This window comes from Caenimonas sedimenti, assembly GCF_007833165.1.
Lineage (GTDB): Bacteria > Pseudomonadota > Gammaproteobacteria > Burkholderiales > Burkholderiaceae_C > Ramlibacter > Ramlibacter sedimenti.
In genome coordinates this window covers 115,657-139,641 of sequence record NZ_VOBQ01000005.1, presented here as the reverse complement: position 1 = coordinate 139,641, position 23,985 = coordinate 115,657, and the positions used below count along the sequence as shown (strand labels likewise).

The following is a 23,985-nucleotide window of genomic DNA, read 5'->3' as shown; positions in this document are numbered from 1 at the left end:
ATGGAGTTCACCCAATGAAACAGATCACCGCCATCGTCAAGCCTTTCAAGCTCGAGGAGGTGCGCGAGGCGCTGGCCGAATGCGGCGTCACCGGCCTGACGGTGACCGAGGTCAAGGGCTTTGGGCGCCAGAAGGGCCACACCGAACTCTATCGCGGGGCCGAATACGTGGTGGACTTCCTGCCCAAGGTGAAGGTGGAGGTCGTGGTGAAGGACGACGATGCCGACCGTTGCGTCGATGCCATCGTGAAGGCGGCGCGCACCGGCAAGATCGGCGACGGCAAGATCTTCATCACCAGCGTGGAACGCGTCGTGCGGATCCGCACGGGTGAAGTGGACGAGTCGGCCGTCTGAGCCGTCCCCAGCCTAGATCTGCGAGACGTCCATGCCGGCCGGACTGGCGCCGGCCGCCTGCACCAGCCGCGGCAGCAGCGCCGCCGCATCGGTGCCGATGGTGAGCAGCTCCATCTGCCAGTCGCTCAGGAAGCCATGGCCCACGCTCTGCTGCAGGAAGGCGAGCAGGCCGTCGTAGTAGCCCGCCTGGTTCAGCACGCCGACCGGCTTGGCGTGGAAACCAAGCTGCCGCCAGGTCCAGGCTTCGAAGAATTCCTCGAAGGTGCCGATGCCGCCGGGCAGCGCCAGGAAGGCGTCCGCATGCTCGGCCATCATGCTCTTGCGCTGGTGCATGTTGTCGACGATGTGCAGCTCGGTGCAGTCGCTCTTGGCCCATTCGCGTTCGACCATGGAGCGGGGGATGACGCCGATGACCCGTGCACCCGCTGCCAGGGCCGCGTCGGCCAGCACGCCCATCAGCCCATTGTTGCCGCCGCCGTACACCAGCTGGCCGCCGTGCGAGCCGATCCAGTGGCCGACTTCGGAGGCCACGGCGGCAAAGGCCGGGTCGGCGCCGGGGCGCGAGCCGCAATAGACACACAGCGAGAACGCGGGTTTCATTTGGACGGGCTTGCGGAGACCAGGCGGGTGCCGGCCATCGCATCGTGCCAGAACTGCCGCTGGGGATGGAAGCGGCTCAGCAGCGCCCAGAAAGCGATCCACCCGGCGCAGACGACGGCGATTTCCCAGCGCGTGAGTTGCGCCCCGCGGGCAAGGGCCAGCGGGGGCAGCAGCCAGATCGAGCAATAGACATAGCGCGTGGCCGCGCGGCCGAGGGTGAGACGTTGCCCATGGCGGTCCACGATCGCGATGCGCCAGGTCCGCATCGGCAAGGTCTGGCCCTTGTGCCAGCACCAGGTGCAGTAGGCGCCCATGGCGAGCGCCACGAACACGGCGAGCGCCTCACGGTACTGCAAGGCGTGGCGCATCTGGGTGACCACCGAGAAGACCAGCGCGGCGACCAGCGCCACCGCGAACAGCAGGATGCCTTCATACAGCCAGCAGGCCATGCGGCGCCGCAAGGGCGGCGCGGGCAGGAACACCGGCTCGCTCAAGGGTTGCCGGGGAGGGCGCCCGGCTGGGGCAGCAGGGTGTTGTGGTCGACCTGGGCCGGCGCGCCGGCGATGCGCGGCGCCCGCGGGTCGTCCTTGCGGGACTTGGGCACCTTGGTCAGCTTCTGCGGTGGCACGGGCTGCAGCGCCGCGGCCGTCGAAGGCGCAACCGGCTTGGCCGCGGCGGCGCCGGCGGCCAGCTTGCGTTTTTCTTCCGGCGAGAGGTTCTGGTAGGCCTCCCACTTGGCTTTCTTGTCGTCCACCGGCAGCGTGCTGGTCTCGGCGAAATTCAGGCGGGCCTGGGACCGCTGCTGCGGAGACAGCGCAGCCCACTCGGCCATGCGCGTGTGCAGCCGGGCCTGCTCGCCCGGCGGCATGGTTGGGTATTTCTGCGACACGGCGAGCCACTTGCGCTTGTGCGCTTCGCTCAGCTGGCTCCAGCTGCCGGCGAGGGGCTCCAGCGACGCGCGCTGGGCCGGCGTCAGTTCGGCCCAGGCCGGCTTGGCTTCCGCCTTGGCCTGGGCGATCTTCACGGGTGCCGGCCGGTTCCGGCCAGAGGCCGAGGAACTCATGGGCGGCAGTTCCACCTGTGCCTGCAGCGCGGCGGGCCACACGGCAGCGGCGCCGAAAAGGCAGGCGCCCGCGCATGCGAGCGCGGTGAAGCGCCTGGCCATGCGGGCGGGCTGGGTCACAGGAGGTGCGCTTTCTCAGTCCCGGCCGGACTTCAGGAACTGGACGAAGCCTGGGTCGGCGTAAGCCGCCGGCGGCAGGTCGTCGGTGAGCAGGGCCTGATCGACTTCGGCCACTTCGGACGCGCGGTATTCGTTCTGCGCCACGTGCAGCAGCACCAGCCCGGCCGCCAGCACGAGCAGCGGCAGGGCCGAGGCGATGCGGCGGCCCCAACCGAACTCGTCGCCGTCGCCGAGGCCCAGTGCGGCCGTGCCGCCGTTGTGGACGACCAGCGGAGCGTTCTTGTGCTGGATCGCGAGCTTGCGGCGCTCGAGGGCACGCACGCGCGCGGCACGCAGGCGCTCGCGCACTTCATACGGCAGCTCGGCCGTGGCATCCGAGAGACGCGCGGCGACCGCCTGGCCGAACTGATCCGCCTTCTCCTGGGCGTGCAGATGGTCCGTGGTGCTCATGGTTGAATTCCCTTTGCCTTCAGTGCTTTGCTGAGGGCCTGAACCGCCCGTGAGCAGTGTGTCTTGACACTGCCTTCCGAGCAGCCCATGGCCGCCGCCGTCTCGGCCACGTCCATGTCCTCCCAATAACGCATCAAAAACGCTTCGCGTTGACGGGCGGGCAATTCCTGGATCTGTACTTCGATCTCTCGCAAGATCTGCGCCCGGCGGGTGGAGTCCTCAGCGCTCTCGACCTTCTGTGAATGCTCAGGCGAGGAATAAGTTTCCAGCAGGTCGAAGTCGCCGTCCTCGCCCGCGGCTTCGAAGTCGCTGAGATTGGAGAACAAAGCATTACGCGTCTTCTGGCGGCGGAACCAGTCGAGCGTGCAGTTGGACAGGATCCGCTGGAACAGCATCGGCAGTTCGTTCGCGGGCTTCTCGGCGTAGTGCTCCGCGAGCTTCATCATGCTGTCCTGCACGATGTCGAGCGCCGCCTCCTCGTCGCGCACGTGGTAAACCGAGCGCTTGAAGGCCCGTTTCTCGACGCTGTGGAGGAAATCGGAAAGTTCGCGGTCGGTAGCCAAGGCGTCCGGAAATGGGACAGGAATGCGGGGCGCAGTCTCTGATTAACCGGAAATTATGGCACCCCGCCACCACCGCTTTTTGCAAGTCTCTGTTGCAGTGCGATAATGCCGCTGCAAGTCAAAAGGCAAACGAGCCCGGATCCGGCGGCGCAATCAGCCCGCCCATGGCCCGAGGTTCTAAGTCCCGACACTGCTTCACAAGAGCGTGTGAAGGGGCACCCCAAGGTTCTTCTGTGGAAACCCGAAAGGTTGATCGAAATGGAAATCTCCAAGGCGGAAATCTCCGCCGCTGCCGCCACGTCCGGCAGCAACTCCCTCGAACTCCGCGGCGCTGAAATCCTCGTCAAGGCCCTCCAGGCCGAGTCGGTGAAGTACGTCTGGGGCTATCCCGGCGGCGCGGTGTTGCACATCTACGACGCTTTCTACAAGCAGGACACCATCCAGCACGTGCTGGTGCGCCATGAACAGGCAGCCGTTCATGCGGCCGATGGCTACGCCCGCGCCACCGGTGACGTCGGCGTCGCGCTGGTCACCTCCGGCCCTGGCGTCACCAACGCGGTCACCGGCATCGCCACCGCGTACATGGATTCGATCCCGATGGTGATCATCACCGGGCAGGTCCCGACGGCCGCGATCGGCCTCGATGCCTTCCAGGAATGCGACACCGTCGGCATCACGCGGCCCATCGTGAAGCACAACTTCCTGGTGAAGGACGTGCGTGACGTCGCGCTGGTCATGAAGAAGGCCTTCCACATCGCCCGCAGCGGCCGGCCCGGGCCCGTGGTGGTGGACATCCCCAAGGACGTCTCCTTCAACAAGACGGCCTACACGGGCTACCCCGAGAAGGTGGAGATGCGCTCGTACAACCCCGTGCGCAAGGGCCACGGCGGGCAGGTGCGCAAGGCGGTGCAGCTGCTGATGGCGGCCAAGCGGCCCTACATCTACACCGGTGGGGGCGTCATCCTCGGCAACGCGACGGAAGAACTGCGCACGCTGGCCAGCCTGCTGGGCTTTCCGGTCACGAATACCCTCATGGGCCTGGGCGCGATGCCGGGCAGCGACCCGCAGTTCCTTGGCATGCTGGGCATGCACGGCACCATCGAAGCCAACAACGCGATGCAGAACTGCGACGTGCTGCTGGCGGTGGGCGCGCGCTTCGACGACCGCGTGATCGGCAACCCGAAGCACTTCGCCTCCAGCGACCGCAAGATCATCCACATCGACATCGATCCTTCCAGCATCTCCAAGCGGGTGAAGGTCGACATCCCGATCGTCGGAGACGTGAAGGATGTGCTGGCGGACCTGATCGCGACCGTGCGCGAAATGGGCGCCAAACCCGACGCCGGTGCGCTCGGCGCCTGGTGGGAAACCATCGCCGGCTGGCGCAAGCGCGACTGCCTGAAGTACGACCGCGGCAACAAGGAAGTGATCAAGCCGCAGCACGTGATCGAGACGCTGTGGAACATGACCAAGGACGCCGACACCTACGTCACGTCCGACGTCGGCCAGCACCAGATGTGGGCCGCGCAGTTCTACAAGTTCAAGGAGCCGCGCCGCTGGATCAACTCCGGCGGCCTCGGCACCATGGGCGTGGGCATTCCCTACGCCATGGGCATCAAGCTGGCCAAGCCGGACAGCGAGGTGTATTGCATCACCGGCGAAGGCTCGGTGCAGATGTGCATCCAGGAGCTTTCCACCTGCCTGCAGTACAACACGCCGATCAAGATCGTCTCGCTGAACAACCGCTACCTGGGCATGGTGCGCCAGTGGCAGGAACTCGACTACGAGGGCCGCTACAGCCACAGCTACATGGACGCTCTGCCCAATTTCGTGAAGCTGGCCGAGGCCTATGGGCACGTCGGCATGCTGATCGAGAAGCCGCAGGACGTGGAGCCGGCGCTGCGCGAAGCGCGCAAGCTGAAGGACCGCACCGTCTTCATGGACTTCCGCACCGACCCGACGGAAAACGTCTGGCCGATGGTGAAAGCGGGCCAGGGCATCACCGAGATGCTCCTGGGCTCCGAGGACCTTTAAACCCGTAACGCGGCGAATCTATTGGCCGCCGAGCCGCCCGGTTACCGCCGGGCGGGGAGGGCGCCCGAAATGAGGAGCCGGAGGAAAACATGAAACACATCATCGCAGTGCTGCTGGAGAACGAGCCCGGCGCTCTCTCCCGCGTGGTGGGCCTGTTCTCGGCCCGCGGCTACAACATCGAATCGCTCACGGTGGCACCGACGGAAGACCCGTCGCTGTCGCGCATGACGATCCAGACCACCGGCTCGGACGACGTGATCGAGCAGATCACCAAGCACCTGAACCGGCTGATCGAGGTCGTGAAGGTGGTCGACCTGAGCGAAGGCGCGTATACGGAGCGCGAGCTCATGATGGTCAAGGTGCGCGCGGTCGGCAAGGAGCGCGAGGAGATGAAGCGCATGGCGGACATCTTCCGCGGCCGCATCATCGACGTGACCGAGAAGAGCTACACCATCGAGCTCACCGGCGACCAGGGCAAGAACGACGCTTTCCTGGTGGCCATCGACCGCAGCGCCATCCTCGAGACGGTGCGCACCGGTGCTTCGGGCATCGGCCGCGGCGAAAGAATCCTGCGCGTCTAGGCCGCGCCCCATTTCAACTCAAGCGAATTTCTAGGAGAGACTCATGAAGGTGTATTACGACAAGGACTGTGACCTGAGCCTGATCAAGGGCAAGACGGTCGCGATCATCGGCTATGGCTCGCAGGGCCATGCGCACGCGCAGAACCTGAACGACAGCGGCGTGAAGGTCGTGGTCGGCCTGCGCAAGGGCGGCGCTTCCTGGCCCAAGGTCGAGAAGGCCGGCCTGAAGGTGGCTGAAGTCGCCGATGCCGTGAAGTCCGCCGACGTCGTGATGATCCTGCTGCCCGACGAGCAGATCGCCAACGTGTACAAGAACGACGTCGAGCCGAACATCAAGCAGGGCGCGTCCCTCGTGTTCGCGCACGGCTTCAACGTGCACTACGGCTTCGTGACGCCGCGCGCCGACCTCGACGTCTGGATGGTCGCGCCCAAGGCGCCGGGCCACACCGTGCGCGGCACCTACGCGCAAGGCGGTGGCGTGCCCCACCTCGTGGCCGTCAGCCAGGACAAGAGCGGCAAAGCCCGCGACCTGGCGCTGTCCTATGCCATGGCCAACGGCGGCGGCAAGGCCGGCATCATCGAGACCAACTTCCGCGAAGAGACCGAGACCGACCTGTTCGGCGAGCAGGCCGTGCTGTGCGGCGGCACCGTGGAACTCATCAAGGCCGGCTTCGAGACCCTGGTGGAAGCCGGCTACGCGCCGGAGATGGCGTACTTCGAGTGCCTGCACGAGCTGAAGCTGATCGTGGACATGATCTACGAAGGCGGCATCGCGAACATGAACTACTCGATCTCGAACAACGCCGAGTATGGCGAGTACGTCACGGGCCCGCGCATCGTGACGGATGAGACCAAGAAGGTCATGAAGCAGGTGCTGAAGGACATCCAGTCCGGCGAGTACGCCAAGAACTTCATCCTGGAAAACCGCGCCGGCGCTCCGACGCTGCTGTCGCGCCGCCGCCTGATGGCCGAGCACCAGATCGAGACCGTGGGCGAGACGCTGCGCGCGATGATGCCTTGGATCAAGAAGAACAAGCTCGTCGACCAGACGAGGAACTGAGCCGGCAGCTCTGGCAGAAAAGCGGCCCACCGGCCGCTTTTTCTTTGGCCTTTACACTCCACCCATGCACGACTCCCAGCCCACGCCACAAGAAGGCATCGTGGTGCGCAAGCGCCGCAAGGGCATCTACATCCTCCCGAACCTGTTCACGCTGGCGGCGCTGTTCGGCGGTTTCTATGCGGTCGTGATGGCGATGAATGGCCGCTTCGATCTCGCGGCAGCCGGCGTCTTCGTCGCCATGGTCCTCGACAGCCTGGATGGCCGGGTCGCGCGCATGACCAACACCCAGAGCGCCTTTGGCGAGCAGATGGATTCCCTGTCGGACATGGTGTCCTTCGGCGCGGCGCCCGCGTTGATCGCTTATGAATGGTCGTTGAAGGGCCTGGGCCGGTGGGGCTGGATCGCGGCCTTCGTCTACTGCGCGTGCGCGGCCTTGCGCCTCGCGCGTTTCAACGTGAACACGGCCGTCGTCGACAAGCGCTACTTCCAGGGCCTGCCTTCGCCCGCCGCGGCGGCGCTGATGGCCGGCTTCATCGGCCTGATGACGGACCTGGGCGTGAAGCCCTACGACGTGCCCTGGGTGATGTTCGCCGTCGCGCTGTACGCCGGCCTGACGATGGTGACCAACGTGCCGTTCTACAGCTTCAAGGACGTGCAGATGAAGAAGAGCGTGCCCTTCGTCGTGATCGTGCTGATCGCGCTGGGCATCGCCATCATCAACATCCACCCGCCGATCGTCCTGTTCGCGCTGTTCGTCATTTACGGCCTCTCGGGTTACGCGGTGTATGGCTGGCGTAAGCTCAAGGGCCAGCAGACCAGCGTCATCAGCACGTCGACCGACGAGCCAGACGAGCGCGGCCTGCATCGCTGAAGTCTGTGATACATTCGAAGTTCATGACGCGAATTGCCCTGGCCCTACTGCTATCCCCTCACGGGCGGAGACGGTAGAGCGCGCGCGCATTTCCCGATCGACGGCCCGTATGCACCAGCAGCGGGCCGTTTTCTTTTGGGGCTGCTGGTCCACCTTCCAGACGAGAGAGAAGCCATGCCGATGTTGAAGAACCCCGCCAGCAAGTACCGCCAGTTCGCCCCGGTGGGCCTGAAGGACCGCACCTGGCCCGATGCCGTGGTGACCCGTCCGCCGGTCTGGTGCAGTGTCGACCTGCGCGATGGCAACCAGGCGCTGATCGAGCCCATGGACATCCCGCGCAAGCTGCGGATGTTCGAGACGCTGGTGGCGATCGGCTTCAAGGAGATCGAGGTCGGTTTCCCGTCGGCCTCTCAGGTGGAGTTCGACTTCGTCCGCAAGCTGATCGACGAAGACCTGATCCCGCGCGATGTCACCATCCAGGTGCTGACCCAGGCGCGCGAAGAGTTGATCCGCAAGACCTTCGAAGCGCTGAAGGGAGCGCGCCGGGCCATCGTCCACCTTTACAACGCGACCGCGCCGGTGATGCGCAAGGTGGTGCTGGGGCTGGACGAGGACGGCATCGTGCAGCTGGCGACCAGCCAGGCGCGCCTGTTCCAGGAGCTGGCCGCGCAGCAACCGGAAACCGACTGGGTCTTCCAGTACTCCCCCGAGATGTTCTCCGGCACCGAGCTGCCTTTCGCGAAGCGCGTCGTCGACGCGGTCACCGAGGTGTGGCAGCCCACGCCGGCGCGCAAGTGCATCGTCAACCTGCCTTCGACGGTGGAGCATTCCACGCCGAACATCTTCGCGGACATGATCGAGTGGATGCACCGCCACCTGGCGCGCCGCGACGCCATCGTGCTTTCGGTGCATCCGCACAACGACCGCGGCACCGGCACGGCGGCCGGCGAGTTCGCCGTGATGGCCGGCGCCGACCGGCTTGAAGGCTGCCTGTTCGGCAACGGCGAGCGCACTGGCAACCTCGATCTCGTGAACGTCGCCCTCAACCTCTACAGCCAGGGCGTGGACCCCGGCCTGGACTTCTCCGACATTGACGAGATCCGCCGCACCGTGGAGCATTGCAATCAGCTGCCGGTGCATCCGCGCCATCCGTACGTGGGCGACCTCGTCTACACGTCGTTTTCGGGATCGCACCAGGACGCGATCAAGAAGGCTTTCTCGGCGCGCAAAGAGACCGACATCTGGGACATGCCCTACCTGCCGCTGGACCCCAAGGACCTGGGCCGCAGCTACGAGGCGGTGATCCGCGTCAACAGCCAGTCGGGCAAGGGCGGCATCTCGTACCTGCTGGAAGCCGAATACGGGGTCGAACTGCCGCGCCGCCTGCAGATCGAGTTCAGCCAGGTGGTGCAGGGCGTGATGGACTCCGACGGCAAGGAACTGAACGCCGCCGACCTGTGGAAGCTGTTCGAGCGCGAATACGGTCTGGCCGATGCGGCGGCGCCCCAGTACCAGGTGATCGATTCGGCGGGTGGCGCGGCCGGAGAGATGCTGAGCCTGGCGGCGGAGGTCCGCCTGGGCGCGGAGGTGCTCTCGTTCACCGGTGCCGGCAACGGCCCCATCGATGCCTTCGTCGAAGGGCTTGGCCACGCCACCGGCGAAGCCATCCGCGTGCTCGACTACCATGAGCACGCCATCGCGTCCGGCGCCGATGCGCGCGCCGTGGCGTATCTCGAATTGCGGGTCGGCGAGCGCACGTTGTTCGGCGTCGGCATGGATGCGAACATCGTTTCGGCATCGCTGAAGGCGATCGTTTCCGGCTTGCAGCGCGCGCGCTCGGCCAACTCTCGTGAGGAAAAATCATGGCAGACCAGCTGATCATTTTCGACACCACCCTGCGCGACGGCGAGCAGTCGCCGGGTGCGTCCATGACCAAGGACGAGAAGATGCGCATCGCGCGGCAGCTCGAACGCCTCAAGGTGGACGTCATCGAAGCAGGCTTCCCGGCCAGCTCGAACGGCGACTTCGAGGCCGTGCAGGCCATCGCGAACGCGATCAAGGACTCGACGGTGTGCGGCCTGTCGCGTGCCAACGACCGTGACATCTCGCGCGCCGCCGACGCCCTGAAGGGCGCTGCGCGCGCGCGCATCCATACCTTCATCGCCACTTCGCCTCTGCACATGGAGAAGAAGCTGCGCATGACGCCCGACCAGGTGTTCGAACAGGCGAAGCAGTCGGTGCGCTTCGCGCGCAACCTGTGCGGGGACATCGAGTTCTCGCCCGAGGACGGCTACCGCAGCGACGTCGACTTCCTCTGCCGGGTGCTGGAAGCCGTCATCGCCGAAGGCGCGACCACCATCAATGTGCCCGATACCGTGGGCTATGCGGTGCCCGAGCTGTACGGCGAGTTCATCCGCACGCTGCGCGAGCGCGTGCCCAACAGCGACAAGGCGATCTGGTCGGTGCACTGCCACAACGACCTCGGCATGGCCGTTGCCAATTCGCTGGCGGGCGTGAAGATCGGGGGCGCGCGCCAGGTGGAGTGCACGATCAACGGGCTGGGCGAGCGCGCCGGCAACTGTTCGCTGGAAGAGATCGTCATGGCCGTGAAGACCCGCAAGGACTACTTCGGCCTGGAACTCAACATCGACACCAAGCACATCGTCGCGGCCAGCCGCATGGTCAGCCAGACCACCGGCTTCGTCGTGCAGCCGAACAAGGCGGTGGTGGGCGCGAACGCCTTCGCGCACGCGAGCGGCATCCACCAGGATGGCGTGCTGAAGGCGCGCGACACGTACGAGATCATGCGGGCCGAGGACGTCGGCTGGAGCGCCAACAAGATCGTGCTGGGCAAGCTGTCGGGCCGCAATGCGTTCAAGGCCCGCTTGCAGGAGCTCGGGGTGCAGCTGGAAAGCGAGCAGGAGGCCAACGCGGCGTTCGCCAAGTTCAAGGAGCTGGCCGACCGCAAGAGCGAGATCTTCGACGAGGACATCCTGGCGCTGGTGAGCGACGAATCGGTGACCCACGAGCAGGAAACCTACCGGCTTGTCTCGCTCCGGCAACACAGCGAGACCGGCGAACGGCCGCACGCGGTGGTCGTTTTCTCGGCCGAAGGCAGGGAAGTGCGTGGCGAATCCGATGGCAACGGGCCGGTCGATGCGTCGCTCAAGGCCATCGAGAGCCACGTCCAAAGCGGCGCCGAAATGGTGCTCTATTCGGTCAACGCGATCAGCGGTTCCACAGAGAGCCAGGGCGAAGTCACGGTGCGTTTGCAGAACTCCGGGCGCGTCGTCAACGGCGTCGGCGCGGACCCGGACATCGTGGTCGCATCCGCGAAGGCTTATCTCAGCGCCCTGAACAAGTTACAAAGTAAAGCTGATCGGGTGGCAGCTCAAGGCTAGGGTAACTACTTATAATTGACGCAACAGCTTAGGTTACCTTCCTAAGTGCTTGATTGGATGTAACTTTTGCTGGCTCGTCCATGAGACCGCCAGCTCAAGCGTTCAACCTGGAACCACCAGATGACGTCGTTTGGAGTGACCGAGTTTTGAACAGATTCGTACAGACCGTTGCATTGGGCGCTCTCCTGATCGCGTTGGCCCCGCTGCAAGCCGAAGCCCGCAGCCCCAAGAAGGAAGCCGCCAGCGCGTCGAAGCCGGCGCGCGTGAGCAAGACCTTCATTGCCGGCAAAGTGCAGCGCCGCTCGGTGGTGCGCCTCGCTCCCGCCGCCCCGCCGCGCCCTTCGTTCGGGCAGCTCGCCGGCCTGCACACCACCCCCGATGACCTCGACCTCAAGTCGAGCGTGGCCCTGGTGATCGACCAGGACACGCACCAGGTGCTGCTGCGCAAGAACGACGCCGCGGTCCTGCCGATCGCATCGCTGACCAAGCTGATGACCGGCCTGATCGTCAGCGAGGCGCGCCTGCCGATGGACGAAGCCATCACCATCACGCAGGACGACGTCGACACCGAGAAGGGCAGCAGCTCGCGCCTGAAGGTCGGCACCACGCTGACGCGCGGCGAACTGATGCACCTGTCGCTGATGTCCAGCGAAAACCGCGCCGCGCATGCGCTGGGCCGCACCTATCCGGGCGGCATGAGCGCCTTCGTGGACGCGATGAACACGCGCGCCCAGCTGCTCGGCATGCGTGACACGAAGTACGTCGAGCCGACGGGCCTGTCGAGCCGCAACCAGTCCAGCGCACAGGATCTGGTGCGCCTGGTGAGCACCGCCGCCACGGACCCCATGTTGCGCGAGTACTCCACCTCGCACGGCCACGCGGTCGAGGTCGGCAACAAGACGCTGAAGTACAACAACACCAATCGCCTGGTGAAGAATCCGGAGTGGGACATCGGCCTGCAGAAGACCGGCTACATCTCCGAGGCCGGCCAGTGCCTGGTCATGCAGGCCAAGGTGGCGGGGCGCAAACTGATCATGGTGTTCCTGGATTCCGCCGGCAAGCTGAGCCGCATCGGCGATGCCGAACGTGTGCGCCGCTGGGTCGAGACCCATCCGCTGCCCGCGCAGCTGCAGCTGCCTGCCGCGGGCGGCAGCAACACGGTGATCCGCCAGGTCAACGGTTGACACCAGCTTTCAAAATGCAAAAGCGGCCCGCGGGCCGCTTTTTTCATTGGACCAGCGTCCTTCAGGCTGCCAGCCGCTGCCCACTGGACTTGTGCCCCAATGCCGCCGAGATCTCGTTGGCGGTCGCCTGCAGCTTCGCCAGCCAGGCCTCGTCCAGGCGGTCGGCTGGGGCCGAGATCGACAAGCCCGCCACCAGCTTGCCCTGGTCGTCGTGGATGCCGGCGGCCATGCAGCGCACGCCGAGTTCCAGTTCCTCGTTGTCGCGGGCAATGCCGTACTGGCGGGCCTTCGCCAGCTCGCGCTCCAGGATGGGCAATTGCGTGATGCTGTTCTTGGTGTGCCCCGCCAGGCCGGTGCGTGTCGCGTAGGCGCGGATGCGCTGCGCGTCGTCCACGGCCAGGAACAGCTTGCCGGTGGAGGTCAGGTGCAATGGCGCCCGGCCGCCGATGGCGCGCACCACCTGCATGCCCGAGCGTTCGCTGTAGGCGCGCTCCACATAGACGATCTCGTCGCCCTGGCGCACGCTCAGGTTCACCGGTTGCTGGATCTGCTTGTGCAGCTCGCGCATGGGCGTCAGGGCGGCATCGCGGACGTTCAGCCGCGCTTTGACCAGGTTGCCCAGTTCGAGCAGGCGCATGCCCAGCCGGTAGTTGCCGGCTTCGGGCCGGTCGACAAAGCGGCCCGTGGCCAGGTCATTCAGGATGCGGTGCGTCGTGGAGGGATGCAGGCCGGTGCGCTCACTGATCTCCTTGAGCGTCACGGCTTCCTCGCGCGAGGCGAGCACGTCGATCAGCGCGAACATGCGCTCGATCACCTGGATGGTGGGGGTGGCGACGGCGTTGGGGTCGGTTTTTCTCATGGGCGTTCGCTTCGCCCTATTTTATCTTGTGAAATCAGAAGGCCGCTGGCGATGGTGCCCACTGGCCGTCGACCAGCACTTCATGCGGGCTGAACTTGGCCTTGTAGCTCATCTTCGAACTCTCGTTGATCCAGTAGCCAAGGTAGACGTGGGGCAGCTTGAGCCGGCGTGCCTGGTCGATCTGCCACAGCACGCTGAACGTGCCGTAGCTCGCCGCGGCTTCGGGCTCGTAGAACGTATAGACCGCCGAGATTCCGTCGTTCAGCACATCGAGGATGGACACCATGCGCAACGCGCCGGGGCTCCCGTCGTCCAGCTTCTCCCGGAACTCCACGAGCCGCGAGTTGACCCGGCTCTGGAGCAGGAACTGCGTGTACTGGTCGATGCTATCGTGGTCCATGCCGCCGCCCGCGTGCCGGCCCGTCTGGTAGCGCAGGTAGAGGTGGTAGTGCTCCGGCACGAAGCAGAGCTTCAGCACGCGCGCCTGCAGGTTGCCATGGCGGCTCCAGGCACGCCGCTGGCTGCGGCTGGGAACGAACTCGTCGGCCTTGACGCGCAGCGGCACGCAGGCGCGGCAGCCGTCGCAGTAGGGCCGGTAGGTGAACATGCCGCTGCGGCGAAAGCCACCGGTCACCAGGTCGGAATAGGCGTCGTTGTGAATCAGGTGGCTGGGGGTCGCCACCTGCGAACGCGCTTGCCTGCCGGGGAGATAGCTGCAGGGATAGGGCGCAGTTGCATAGAACTGCAGCGTCTGGAGCGGTAAATCCTTGAGGTGCGTCACGCGCGGTAGATTGTTACGGCAGGACTTCGTTCCAGTATACGGGCTCGAATCGCCACTCGATAGGACGGCGCGCTACTTCTGCGGCGACATGTTGCACAAATTCCGCACGCGGAATCTCGCGGGCGCCGAGCGAGGCAAGGTGGCGCGTGTTCTGCTGGCAGTCGATGAGCCGGACGTCCTGGCTGCGCGCCAATGCAACCAGCCCCGCCAGTGCCGCCTTCGAAGCGTCCGGCACGCGCGTGAACATCGACTCGCCGAAGACCGCACGCCCGAGGCCGACGCAGTACAGGCCGCCCGCCAGTTCGCCGTCGATCCAAGCCTCCACGCTGTGCGCATGGCCTGCGCGGTGCAACGCCTGGTAGGCCTCGACCATGGCGGGCACGATCCAGGTTCCGGACTGCCCGAGCCGCCGGCTGCCGGCACAGGCGCGGATCACCGATTCGAAGGCCGTGTCGATCCGCACTTCGAGGCGCCCGGCGTCCAGCCAGTGCGACAAGGTCTTGCGCAGCGAGCGGTGCAGCTTGAACTCCGGGGGGAACAGCACCATGCGTGGATCGGTGCTCCACCACAAGATCGGCTGGCCCTCGCTGAACCAGGGGAAGATGCCGCGCGCGTAGGCCCGCCGCAGGGTGTCGGTGTCCAGTGCCGCGCCGGCGGCCAGCAGGCCGGGCGCCGGCTGCGCGGCGTCCCAGGCGAGCTCGGGGTCGGGAAAGGGGTCGCCGGGGTTCAGCCAGGGCAGGTGCATGGAGGCAAGGGGAAGATTCGCCCTTGCATTGTCGCGGGAAGGCCCGGCGGCCGGGGGGGTCAGGTCTCGGGCCGCAGGACGCGGCCATCCTGCCCAGGTTCCAGGATCAGGCGGGCACCGACGGAATACCCGGTTCCGTTGGGTTCGACGCGCATCACCTCGGCCTCGCAGCGCAGGGGGAAATTGGCGCCGTCGAGCATGTACTCCACGACCACCGAAACGCGTTCACCGAGCGCATAGGCCTTGTCGCTTTCGAAGGCGATGCCGCTCGCGCTGATGTCCAGCGTGGTCATCGGGTGGCCATCGACGCGCAACGGCATTTCGGCGGCCACGCGGCCGGCTTCGCGCCGGTTGATGGGCAGCCAGATCGGAATCCGGGGGCTCGCTTGGGCGGAAGGCATCGTGCTGCTCCTTGGAGATGAGGGCAGGAGACACTGTTATCGCTGAGGCATCGGAGGGTTGTCGTACGCTGCCGCGCGCTCGCGTCGGACTGCACCCCAGGAAAAGAAAAAGGGGTCACGCATGCCGCGTGACCCCTTCTCGTGATCTGGCTCCTCGACCTGGGCTCGAACCAGGGACCTACGGATTAACAGGCCCGAGCCAGACTCCACATGACACAAGAATACACTAAAGCCCACGGAAACGGAGGGCCGGTCATATGGCAGCGAAAGAGCAACTTGAAAAGGTGCGCGGACTATTGCAAGCGATCAGAGCGATGACTACGGGCTCATTGACCGAAAATCCAGCCTGGGGCAGCATCAACTTTAGGGATGCCGAGGCACCGTTGGATCTCATCCAAAGCCTGGCGGGCCATCTTCAGCAGCTTCCGATAGAGCTGATTCCGGAGCCAGTGATGAATGAAATCATCGATCGGCTCACCAGAGTCAGGGACGCAATGAATTCCATCGCAGCTTTTGACTTGGCCAAGAGCGCGAACCCCAATGGCGAACGAGCGGCCTTTTCAGAGCGGGTCCGTGAGGCAGGGACGGCGCTGCTTGTTGTGGTGCAAGGCTGGATTCCCTTCTTGGCTTACCAGAAAGGCGACATTCAAAAGAATATTAACGACTTGAGTCAGGCCGTTGAAAATGCCCGCGCCATTCTTGACAAGGCTCGCGTTGACACGGTCGCAAAGGCAGGCGAGGTCGACACAATCGTGCAGGCAGCGCGTGAAGCATCCGCAGCGGTCGGGGTGGGTCATTTCACAAGCGACTTCTCAGGCGAAGCAACCCGCTTGGATGGCCTTGCAGACACTTGGCTGAAAGCGACGGCATGGTTCGCTGGAATTACGCTCTTGGTCGCTATAGTCTTTGCGGTGCTACCCATGGACCCGGCCGCTAGCAGCTCCTACGTTGTGCACTTCGTCAGCTCCAAAGTGGTCGCCCTTGTAGTACTCCTATCGGCCACGTTCTGGTGTGGCCGAATCTACAAGGCGACCAAGCACCAGGCAGCGGTGAATCACCATCGCGCCAACGCCTTGAAGACGTTCCAGGCGTTCGTAAACGCTGGCAGTAGCGAAGCTACCCGAGACGCCGTTCTGTTGGAAACGACGAGGTCGATCTTCGCAATCTCACCCAGCGGCTATTTGGACGGGGCTGACTCGGTCGGTGACCCAGGCTCGCGCCTTCTGGAGGTCATCCGACCTTCAGGCAAGACCTAAGCAGATGCGGCCAGCCTAGCCTGCACAAGGCCGCCTGGCGTGGCGTGGGCGGCTGACATGGTCGACCCAGGTGCTGTGCGCCCGAGAGAGGCCCGGTATTCCTCCCGCAACGCGTGCAAGCGCGGATCACGAGCCGCCTGTAGCTGCGCGCGGTTTCGGGAGCGGTAACCGCCGGCACGGAGCGCCTTGATTTCGGTGTGCCAGTCGTGTGTGTTCATGCCTTGAATGGTGCCGGGCGGGAGCGGCAAGCGCGATGATGCAGGTCGCGAATTCTCTGTGTGGTTTTACTCTTCGAGCCTCTAGGAGGGCGCCATTCTCGTCACGCTTCCAGCTGGCGTACAAGTTCCTCCATGCGAGCGCGCAGAAGCTGCGCCTCGGCCCGGTGTGCTCGGGTGTCTCCTCCGCGTTTGCCGATGAAGGTGATCCTGCCGCTCAAAGTGACAAGCTTGTTTTGAACTCTGCGCAGTTCAGCGGCCAGGGCTTTGTTGTCGCCGTCTGGCTTATCGACTTCACCCTGAGAATCCATAAACGACGCTATGTTCGTGGTGACCCAAGGTAGATCATCGCCTTGTTGAAAAGCTGATCGACTCGGATTCGCATTTGCATGAGCTCATCTTGCATCGCCTGCGGCTCCGGTGCCTGCTCACGGCGTACCAGCATCCAAGCATCGGCCACAAGACGCTCTTGTCTCAAAAGGGCCTCGTGAGCCGCTTTCCATTCATCGAAAGGATCATCCGTCTTGTTGAGGTCGGACATGTGCGGATTATGTGCGTGTTCAGTCCCGTGATGCAACGGAGAGATTAGGACCCGAAGGGCCGCGAGGCCCTGGGCCAAGCACTCTTCAGCGCGAGCCAGTCTTGCGATGGGGTCTGGTTCCGTGTGCCGTTCCGCTAAACAGGCTTCGATTGCGTCCGCGCGGATGCGGCGGCGCCGAGGCTCCAGACGCTCCTTTGCATGGATTGCTTCTTCGGGCGTCGACGCCCAGCCGACTGCCGGCCCCCGCCCTTAGAGCGCCAGGTCGCAAGCAGCGGGGTGATGTCGTTGGGTGAGCCGCCGATGCGAGCGCGCAGAGCGCGGACCGAAACACTCTGCCCTTCACGTTCCAGCGCCTCCGCAGCGGCTGAAACCTCTTCATAATGCATACGCTGCTGACGTCTCACCTTCGCTACCCTTGTACCGCTTTTCCGGCGAATCGTAGCCGAATAGGTACCGGAACGCCGCCCCAAATTGACTGAGCGGCAGGGCTAAGCAGGCGCCGCACTCTGGACCACGCACCACCAGGCCTGCGGCAGCTCGCGGACGTCGCCCTTCTTGGCGGACAGGGTGGTCCCGTGCAGCAGCAGCCCGCCCTTGCAGGGCCGCAGGCGCACTCTGTCCAGCGCGTCGAGCGTCGGGTAACCGCTGGGGTCCATCAGGCGCGCGTGGATCGCGCCGTCGGCGCCCGCCCAGAATTCCAGCGTGCCGGTGCCGGCCAGGTGCACGTGCTCGGCCGGCAGCTTTTCGCCCATGGCCCGGAGTCGATAGACGGTCCACAGCACGCGCAGCTTCGGCGGCCGCGTAGTTGGCTCGGCAGCGGCCGGGAGGATGCTCGGATCACCCACTGGACAAGTATCCAGTAGCCTCCGGGAGGCTAGACATTTACGCTGCCAGCTCGCGGGGTGTGCTGGAAATCGGACCTTCAATCCGGCCCAACACAAATTCCGCCAGACATTGCAGAATTGGCGAATGGAGCTGATGAACCCCGCCGAGCGGCATGCCCAAGCTCTCGAATCGGAGCGGAAGGCTTGGATACTCGTGGCCGACAAGCTGCCTGGCGCGCCAGGTCATGACCCCAACCTATGGGAATTGTGGAAGGCCACTGTTGAAGTCGCAGACGAAGCCAAGCGCGCGCTGATGATTCCCGGTCGACGCTCCGGCGCGGGGGCGGAGAGCGTCCTGCAACACCTCGCCCATGAGGCCGATTTCAAGCCGTTCAAGGGCGGGCCGGGTTAGGGCGGCTACTTGTCGAGTGCGCGCTCGACCTTCTTGCGCGAGTTGCCAACGGTTTTCACGGCGCGCTTCACTTCGGAGGCCGAGGCGCCGGTCTTCTTGGCCTCGTAGGCGACTTCGTGCTTCTGGCCGCCAGCGACCTTCGCGCGGTCCTGGGCGCGGCCACGGGCGGATTTCTTCGCTGGCTTGGTGTTCATGGTTGCCATGATGGTCTCCTGTGTGATGGCCGAAGCCTGGAGCGACTGGAAGGTCGACTCTGCAGGATAGGGTTGGCATCGTTCGTCGGACGCTGCCTCAGCGCCTGAACCGCTCCGGCGGCACCGCCCCGGTACACCCACTGCCTCGCTTCCCTCCCTCTACCGTCGGCTGGCAAGCAGCCGCTGATATCGGTTGTGATAGTGGAGGGCCGAGCATCCGCGCGGCAGGTGCGCCTGTCTCGACCCACATATTCCACTTTTCGGGATTGATGTACAAGTTGCCATCGGGCCCAACAATGCAATGCACGCCGTCACGCCACAAGCCCTTTCGGCGCCTCGCGTGGATTGCATCCGGTGTGTCGCCCGTGACCTCACAATGTTTGCGCAGGCGTATCCAGCGATAGTTGCCCCTGGTGGCTTCATCAGGGTCCTTGGGCGGGGTCATGGGCCAACCATAACAGCCGAACCCCATTAACAACTCACTCTTTATTTTTGAGCCGCAGCCAAGGCCAGCGCTTGGAAGCCCTGCGCCCACCGCATGAACAACTCCGCGCGAGGGCTTCCTCGAAGCGAATCTCCAACGTGATCCATTTGTTCCATGTAGACCTCAGCAAATCGGCGCGCGTCCGGGTGAGTGATGATTAGCGCCTGCATCACTGCCAACATTGCAGCAGACTGGGCGAACAAGTCGTCCAAGAGGCCTGTGATTTCAGAACTTCCGTTCACTACATGGCCCTCGTGCGCAATGGGCGCCGTGTGAAATCGCGCAACCGGTCACTCGCCTCGGCCGTATTCGTCACGACTTCGTTGAGTCGCCGATCCAGCTTTTCGAGTTGCGAGCAGATGTCCCGATTACCACCACCGCCACGCATCATCGCGAACGTGTCCTGCGCATTGAAGATGTACGAAGGCGGCGTGTACTCCAGCTCCGGGCCACGCTCGCCCACCAGGCGCAAGCCACCGCCGTGCGAGCCGCCGCCGGCATACCCCGGCACGGAGTAGCCATAGCGCTTCAGGTGGTCCGCAATTTCGGCCGCACTGAGAGGGAACACCGTCGCCAGATCGGTGGGCGTCCAACCGAACGTGCCCATCCACTGCGCCACCTTCGCGGTGGAAGCCGTCGCGTTCTCAGGCGCCCAATCCAGCGAGTTGAGCATCGAGGCCATGGTCGCGGAGCCAACCTTGATTGGCGCCTGGCCGGAGGAGACCGGGCCGAAGACGGCACCACCGCTGGAAGGAAACGGACCGAAATCCACGCTGCCGCTGCCGACAGGCCCGAACACGGCACCGCCGCCGCCCGACCCCGAGCCCGACCCGGGCGAGACACCCAAGAGCACGCCCAGGGCGCGCACCGCATCCGCCACCGAGCTGATGCCAGCACTGATGACCGTGGACAACTCCACCTGGCGCCGCCAGTATTCGAGCGTTTCGTCGAGCTGCCGCACCTGCTCTTCCGACGCCTTGAGCTGCAGCTCCGCCGCGCTCAACTGCGGGCCCGCGATGTCTTCCAGCGCCCGAAGCTGGTTCGCCAGCGACAGCCGGTCGAAGTCGCGCTCGGCGCGCGAGCTGTACCGCTTGCCTTCCAGGCCGTTGATGGCCGCATCGATGGCCTCTTGCAGCGCGTCCGACTCGGGCAGGTAGCCCGTGCTGCGGGCCGTGCCGAGCGCCTGATCGATGAAGCTGCGGCCGGCGCCGGCACGCGAACGGCTGGCCGCCTCGACCGTGTCGAAGAGCGAGATGCTGCTATCCTTGAGCAGCTCGAAGAGGCCTCGCAGGTCGCTGACGCGCTCGGCCGCCGCCTGGCGCGCCGCCTCGGCCACGGCCCGCTCAACACTGACGGCGCGCTCCAGCACGTCGAGTGCACCCTGCGTGCGTTCGCGCGCGGCATCGGCCGCCTGCTGCACGGCGTCCGCGGCGTTGGGGGCAGAGTCCGCCAGCAGCGCGAACTGCTCGTTGACACTGAGGAGCGCCGCATAGAGCCGCTTGCCGGGGTCGTCGGTGCGGCCGGCGAAGGCTTCGGTAACCTGGCGGAACTGCTCTTTCGTCGCGTTGAGGATCTGGTCGACCGTGAAGTTGGCGCCGGCCGCCGACAGCACGCCTTGAATGTCCGTCGCCGCCGCGCGCCGTTGCTCCTCGCCACTGTAGAAGTTGCGCACGAACGAGCCGAAGTTGCTCTTGATCGCCGAGGCCGACTCGAAGGCTTCCTGTGCATCACGGATGGCATCCGCAGCACCTGGAACGGTGTCGACCAGCCGGGCGAAGGCTTCATTGACGCTGAGCAGCGCCGTGTAGATGCGCACGCCGGCTTCGTCGGTGCGCCCCTCGAAGGCCTCGACCACCTGGCGGAATTGCGACTTCGTGCCGGCGAGGATTTCCTCGACGCTGAAGGACGCACCCGCGTCAGCCAGCACCCGCTGGATGTTCCGCGCCGTCTGGAGACGCTGCTCTTCGGCGCTGAAATAGTTCGTGTAGTACGTCTGCAGGTTCGACAGCAACAGGTCCATGCCGCCGGCCGCATCGCCCAGCGCCGCGGCCAGGTCGAAGCTCATGTCGCGCAGATGGTCGAAGGGCATGAGCTGGGTCGCCATGCGGAATTTCTCGACCGAGACCACCATTGCGTTGACCTGCGCGAGCAGCGCGTCGACCTGCGAGCCAGCGAGCGCATCGATGTCCACGTCGCGCAGCAGCTTGGCGACGGACTCGGGGATGTCGGTGGCGGCCTGGATCGCCTGCAGGGTGGCTTGCTTCAGCTCCTCCTGATAGGCAGCGGTCGCCTCCTCGGGAGTCATGTCGCCGCGGCGATTGTTGTACCCCGAGCCCTCGGCAAAGCCCGGCCCCCAGCCCTGGCCGAAGACCGCACCACCGCTCAACTGGCCGCCAGCGTAGGCGAAGCCCTTGCCGCGCTCCGACGACTCCAGGCCCGTCACGAAGCGGGCGAGGATGGCGGAGCTGCCCAGCGCGGCCAGCGTGGCGTTGATCGCCTCGGCGGTGATGCCCGCTTGCTGGCCGGCGGTGCCCAGCTCGCCACCGGAGGGGCCGGAGACGAGCCGGTCAAATTCGTATTGGCCGCCGGAGCGAGTCTCGCCTTTGGTCTTCTCGGCGATGGTCGCGATGATGGCGATGCCGGCGGCGATGGGACCGAGAGCGCCTGCCAGCGTCCCCAGGCCACCGGCTATATTGCCGGCGCCGAGCGCCGTGATGCCGGCGTCCAGGCCGCCCATCAGGCCGGCTTCACCAAAGATGGAGCCGAAGCCAGCGTTGAGCCCCGCACCGAAGACGCCTCCACCGCCAATCCCGCCGAAGCCAGGCAAGAGCGGTACGCCACCGAAGGGATTGCCGCCACCGCCCCCGCCGAAGAGCGAGGCCAGGCCCATGCCAGCACCGCCCCGCGCGCCCAGCACCTGGGACACCGCCGAAGCGGGAGAACCGATCACATTCGCAGCGATGTCAATAACCCATGGGCGAACGACCATGGAGTACAGAAGGTCGAAGACCGACGCCTTGAGCGTGTCGCCAATGCGCTTGAAAGCATCCACGCCGCTCTGGCTCACGTCGGTCCAGACGCGGCGCGCCGTTTCATCGATTGAGGTGAGCGTCTCGACGTAGCTTTGACGGATGCGGTCCGTCTTCAGAAGCTGCAGCAGCTTCTCGCGCTGCTCGATCTCGTTCTGCAACTGCCTCGCAGCATCGTTGCCAGGATTCTCGCGCTCCAACCGATCCTTGGCGCGAGCGACGGCGACCATCTCGACAGCCTCGGCGAGTGAAACATTCTCTCGGGCTGCGACCTCAGCCGCCTGCTGCTCTGCCTCCAGCCCGCGCACGCGCTCATGCAAGCCTTGCAACCGCTGCTGGTCAGCCCTTTCCAGCTGAATTCCGAAGGCTCTGATGCCTGCGTTCTCTTCCTCCCACCGATCCGCAATGATCTTGGCGTTCTGGAGTTCCGCCTCAGCACGGATTTCGCGGTCTTTCGCAGCCTGCATCTCCAGAGCCGTCAGCGTGACCATTCCCTTCAACGCATCGTATTGCTCCGCCGTCAGGTCCTTGCGCTTTTCCGTGAGGCCCGCGAGCGCCTCGAATTCATATCGCTGCACCTCTGTCAACTTTCCACCAGCCGCGGCCTCGGCTTTGAGCAGGTCCAGCCGCTTCTGAATTTGCGCGTTGAGAGACTCGTAGGCGGAAGCCGCCTTCCTTGGCGAATCAGTGTCGACGATGGGCGCGCTTTCCCTGGGTATCTCCCCAAGCAATCGCGGATCGTCGGCCATACCGCGGGCGGCGCCATTGAGAAAAACCGTGTCGATCCGCCTGCGCGCGTCAGCCAGCTCGCGCTCCACCTTCGTCCGACGCACTTGCGCAAGCTCCTGCGCCGCCAGCTCGTCGAAAGAGGCCGCCTTGCGCCCGCCGGAGCCGGCGCCAACCAACTTCGCGAGCTGCTTCTCGAGCCGCGCGATGTTCTCCCGCTCGCGAGTGAACGCGTTGGACTCCCCGACGCCGGCGAACTTGCCGACCTGCGAGGCCAGAATCCCAGCCGGGTTGCCGCTGATACCGAGCCGATTAGCCTCATTGACCAACCGCCCCAGCATGACGACGAAGTTGTCGCCCTCTTTGCGGCTGCTGATGAATGTCTCAGCCAGCTTGTTCAGCGGGCCAAGCAGGTTGTTGACAATGGAAAGCTTGGCGCCCTCAGAAATCAGGTCCAGGCGCTTCAGGTTGTCATTGAACCTGGCGGACGCCTTCGCCACGTCTTCACCTATAACCAGCCCCAGCGTCTCGGCCTCTGTGCGGAGTTTGCGCAATCCAGCACTACCCTGGTTGAGCAAAGGAATCAGGTCCTCGCCGGCCTTGCCGAAGATTTTGATGGCGAGCGCCGCCTTCTCGGGTCCGGCTCGGAAGCCGGCGAACTTGTCGGCCAGCTCGGTCAGCACCTTGTCGCTGCCCTTGAGCGAACCATCCAGCTCGCGGATGTTGATGTTCAGAGCCTTGAAGACAGCCGACTGCTCTTTCGCGCCGCCGGCCGCCTCCGACATGTTGACGGCCAGCTTCTTCACGCCCGTCGCGATCGCGCCCAGTGGCGTACCGACGACCTCGCCCGCGTAGCGCAGCGCACTCAGTTCCTTGACCGCAATTCCGCTTTTCTCCGCCAGGTCGTCGAGCTGGTCGGCGGTGTCGATAGCGCCCTTGAGGCTTTGTCCGGTGAACGCCGCGGCAATGGCAACGCCTAGAGTGCCGAATCGCGCACCGGCAGCAGTGACGGACTCCTGCAGGCCTGCAACCTGCTGCTGCGCCCCGGCAATGTTTCGCTTGGCGGACGCCCACATTGCGCCGGTCCGATCCTCCCCAGAGAGGACAATCTTTGCGTCAGCCGTTCCGATCATGGAGCGCTTTCATTTGGTCGAGAATGCCGTTGTGGTTGGGGCGCCTGTCTGCAAGCTAAAGGCCGTCCTAGCGCCCCTGTGTGCAACTTCCCACTGGAGAACGAC

At 65.0% G+C, this 23,985-nt stretch carries 25 protein-coding genes; 10 read left to right on the top strand and 15 right to left on the bottom strand.

What is annotated here, in order from left to right:
- Positions 1–14: 14 nt before the first annotated feature.
- Positions 15–353, top strand: a complete 339-nt coding sequence (locus tag FN976_RS08050) for a P-II family nitrogen regulator (protein ID WP_145892490.1) — start codon at positions 15–17, stop codon at positions 351–353.
- A gap of 12 nt (positions 354–365) precedes the next feature.
- Here the strand turns inward: FN976_RS08050 and FN976_RS08045 are convergent, their stop codons facing one another.
- The 5 genes from FN976_RS08045 to FN976_RS08025 are packed head-to-tail and all read right to left on the bottom strand — an operon-like array spanning position 366 to position 3,149.
- On the bottom strand, positions 366–953 hold the full coding sequence (locus FN976_RS08045) for an LOG family protein (protein WP_145892489.1): 588 nt from the start codon (positions 951–953) through the stop codon (positions 366–368).
- Complete coding sequence (locus tag FN976_RS08040; protein WP_255440231.1) at positions 950–1,447, bottom strand: RDD family protein; 498 nt, start codon at positions 1,445–1,447, stop codon at positions 950–952. Before FN976_RS08040 ends, FN976_RS08045 begins: the two co-directional genes overlap by 4 nt.
- Positions 1,444–2,136: a DUF3106 domain-containing protein gene (locus FN976_RS08035; RefSeq protein WP_255440230.1), complete on the bottom strand. Its 693-nt coding sequence runs from the start codon at positions 2,134–2,136 to the stop codon at positions 1,444–1,446. The genes FN976_RS08040 and FN976_RS08035 overlap by 4 nt, the downstream gene beginning before the upstream one ends.
- Positions 2,137–2,151: 15 nt before the next feature.
- Positions 2,152–2,586 (bottom strand): DUF3619 family protein, encoded by a 435-nt coding sequence (locus FN976_RS08030; protein WP_145892488.1) that lies wholly within the window; start codon positions 2,584–2,586, stop codon positions 2,152–2,154.
- On the bottom strand, positions 2,583–3,149 hold the full coding sequence (locus FN976_RS08025) for an RNA polymerase sigma factor (protein ID WP_145892487.1): 567 nt from the start codon (positions 3,147–3,149) through the stop codon (positions 2,583–2,585). Before FN976_RS08025 ends, FN976_RS08030 begins: the two co-directional genes overlap by 4 nt.
- A gap of 258 nt (positions 3,150–3,407) precedes the next feature.
- Here FN976_RS08025 and FN976_RS08020 point away from each other — a divergent pair, with 258 nt between their 5' ends.
- The 7 genes from FN976_RS08020 to FN976_RS07990 all read left to right on the top strand — a co-directional run bounded on the left by FN976_RS08020 (position 3,408) and on the right by FN976_RS07990 (position 12,280).
- Positions 3,408–5,183, top strand: coding sequence for an acetolactate synthase 3 catalytic subunit (locus tag FN976_RS08020; protein WP_145892486.1), 1,776 nt, complete (start codon positions 3,408–3,410; stop codon positions 5,181–5,183).
- An 89-nt stretch (positions 5,184–5,272) separates the two neighbouring features.
- On the top strand, positions 5,273–5,764 hold the full coding sequence (gene ilvN / locus FN976_RS08015; protein ID WP_145892485.1) for an acetolactate synthase small subunit: 492 nt from the start codon (positions 5,273–5,275) through the stop codon (positions 5,762–5,764).
- Positions 5,765–5,807: 43 nt separating this feature from the next.
- Positions 5,808–6,824, top strand: a complete 1,017-nt coding sequence (ilvC, locus tag FN976_RS08010; protein ID WP_145892484.1) for a ketol-acid reductoisomerase — start codon at positions 5,808–5,810, stop codon at positions 6,822–6,824.
- 64 nt (positions 6,825–6,888) lie between these two features.
- Complete coding sequence (gene pssA / locus FN976_RS08005; RefSeq protein WP_145892483.1) at positions 6,889–7,695, top strand: CDP-diacylglycerol--serine O-phosphatidyltransferase; 807 nt, start codon at positions 6,889–6,891, stop codon at positions 7,693–7,695.
- Positions 7,696–7,875: 180 nt separating this feature from the next.
- The gene (gene leuA, locus FN976_RS08000; protein WP_145892482.1) at positions 7,876–9,573 is read left to right on the top strand and encodes a 2-isopropylmalate synthase; all 1,698 of its coding nucleotides are present in this window, start codon (positions 7,876–7,878) and stop codon (positions 9,571–9,573) included.
- A complete protein-coding gene (locus tag FN976_RS07995) occupies positions 9,558–11,096 on the top strand; it encodes a 2-isopropylmalate synthase (RefSeq protein ID WP_145892481.1) in 1,539 nt (512 codons plus the stop codon). The genes leuA and FN976_RS07995 overlap by 16 nt, the downstream gene beginning before the upstream one ends.
- An 80-nt stretch (positions 11,097–11,176) precedes the next feature.
- Complete coding sequence (locus FN976_RS07990) at positions 11,177–12,280, top strand: serine hydrolase (protein ID WP_145892480.1); 1,104 nt, start codon at positions 11,177–11,179, stop codon at positions 12,278–12,280.
- Between the two features lie 61 nt (positions 12,281–12,341).
- Here the strand turns inward: FN976_RS07990 and FN976_RS07985 are convergent, their stop codons facing one another.
- From FN976_RS07985 to FN976_RS07970, 4 genes are read right to left on the bottom strand one after another with little or no spacing between them, the layout of a single operon-like run.
- Complete coding sequence (locus FN976_RS07985; protein ID WP_145892479.1) at positions 12,342–13,139, bottom strand: IclR family transcriptional regulator; 798 nt, start codon at positions 13,137–13,139, stop codon at positions 12,342–12,344.
- A gap of 34 nt (positions 13,140–13,173) precedes the next feature.
- Positions 13,174–13,920 carry an arginyltransferase gene (locus tag FN976_RS07980; protein ID WP_145892478.1) on the bottom strand — a complete coding sequence of 249 codons (747 nt, stop codon included), beginning with the start codon at positions 13,918–13,920 and terminating at the stop codon, positions 13,174–13,176.
- Between the two features lie 13 nt (positions 13,921–13,933).
- Positions 13,934–14,665: a leucyl/phenylalanyl-tRNA--protein transferase gene (gene aat, locus FN976_RS07975; RefSeq protein ID WP_145892477.1), complete on the bottom strand. Its 732-nt coding sequence runs from the start codon at positions 14,663–14,665 to the stop codon at positions 13,934–13,936.
- Between the two features lie 59 nt (positions 14,666–14,724).
- Positions 14,725–15,066: a PilZ domain-containing protein gene (locus FN976_RS07970; protein ID WP_145892476.1), complete on the bottom strand. Its 342-nt coding sequence runs from the start codon at positions 15,064–15,066 to the stop codon at positions 14,725–14,727.
- 257 nt (positions 15,067–15,323) lie between these two features.
- Here FN976_RS07970 and FN976_RS07965 point away from each other — a divergent pair, with 257 nt between their 5' ends.
- Positions 15,324–16,322, top strand: a complete 999-nt coding sequence (locus tag FN976_RS07965; protein ID WP_145892475.1) for a hypothetical protein — start codon at positions 15,324–15,326, stop codon at positions 16,320–16,322.
- Positions 16,323–16,856: 534 nt separating this feature from the next.
- Here FN976_RS07965 and FN976_RS07955 read toward each other — a convergent pair.
- From FN976_RS07955 to FN976_RS07945, 3 genes are all read right to left on the bottom strand, one after another.
- On the bottom strand, positions 16,857–17,078 hold the full coding sequence (locus tag FN976_RS07955) for a hypothetical protein (RefSeq protein WP_145892473.1): 222 nt from the start codon (positions 17,076–17,078) through the stop codon (positions 16,857–16,859).
- A 134-nt stretch (positions 17,079–17,212) separates the two neighbouring features.
- The gene (locus tag FN976_RS29760; protein ID WP_145892472.1) at positions 17,213–17,464 is read right to left on the bottom strand and encodes a DNA-binding protein; all 252 of its coding nucleotides are present in this window, start codon (positions 17,462–17,464) and stop codon (positions 17,213–17,215) included.
- Between the two features lie 102 nt (positions 17,465–17,566).
- Positions 17,567–17,923, bottom strand: coding sequence for a hypothetical protein (locus tag FN976_RS07945; protein WP_145892471.1), 357 nt, complete (start codon positions 17,921–17,923; stop codon positions 17,567–17,569).
- 124 nt (positions 17,924–18,047) lie between these two features.
- On the opposite strand from FN976_RS07945, the gene FN976_RS07940 reads away from it, so the two are divergent.
- Positions 18,048–18,314: a hypothetical protein gene (locus FN976_RS07940; RefSeq protein ID WP_145892470.1), complete on the top strand. Its 267-nt coding sequence runs from the start codon at positions 18,048–18,050 to the stop codon at positions 18,312–18,314.
- A gap of 5 nt (positions 18,315–18,319) precedes the next feature.
- Here the strand turns inward: FN976_RS07940 and FN976_RS07935 are convergent, their stop codons facing one another.
- From FN976_RS07935 to FN976_RS07930, 3 genes are all read right to left on the bottom strand, one after another.
- Entirely contained in the window at positions 18,320–18,517 is a 198-nt protein-coding gene (locus FN976_RS07935) for a DUF3606 domain-containing protein (protein ID WP_255440228.1), read from the bottom strand.
- Between the two features lie 88 nt (positions 18,518–18,605).
- Positions 18,606–18,953 (bottom strand): excisionase family protein, encoded by a 348-nt coding sequence (xisR, locus tag FN976_RS29835; RefSeq protein WP_489885404.1) that lies wholly within the window; start codon positions 18,951–18,953, stop codon positions 18,606–18,608.
- Between the two features lie 280 nt (positions 18,954–19,233).
- Positions 19,234–23,880 carry a hypothetical protein gene (locus FN976_RS07930; protein ID WP_145892469.1) on the bottom strand — a complete coding sequence of 1,549 codons (4,647 nt, stop codon included), beginning with the start codon at positions 23,878–23,880 and terminating at the stop codon, positions 19,234–19,236.
- Positions 23,881–23,985 lie beyond the last annotated feature (105 nt).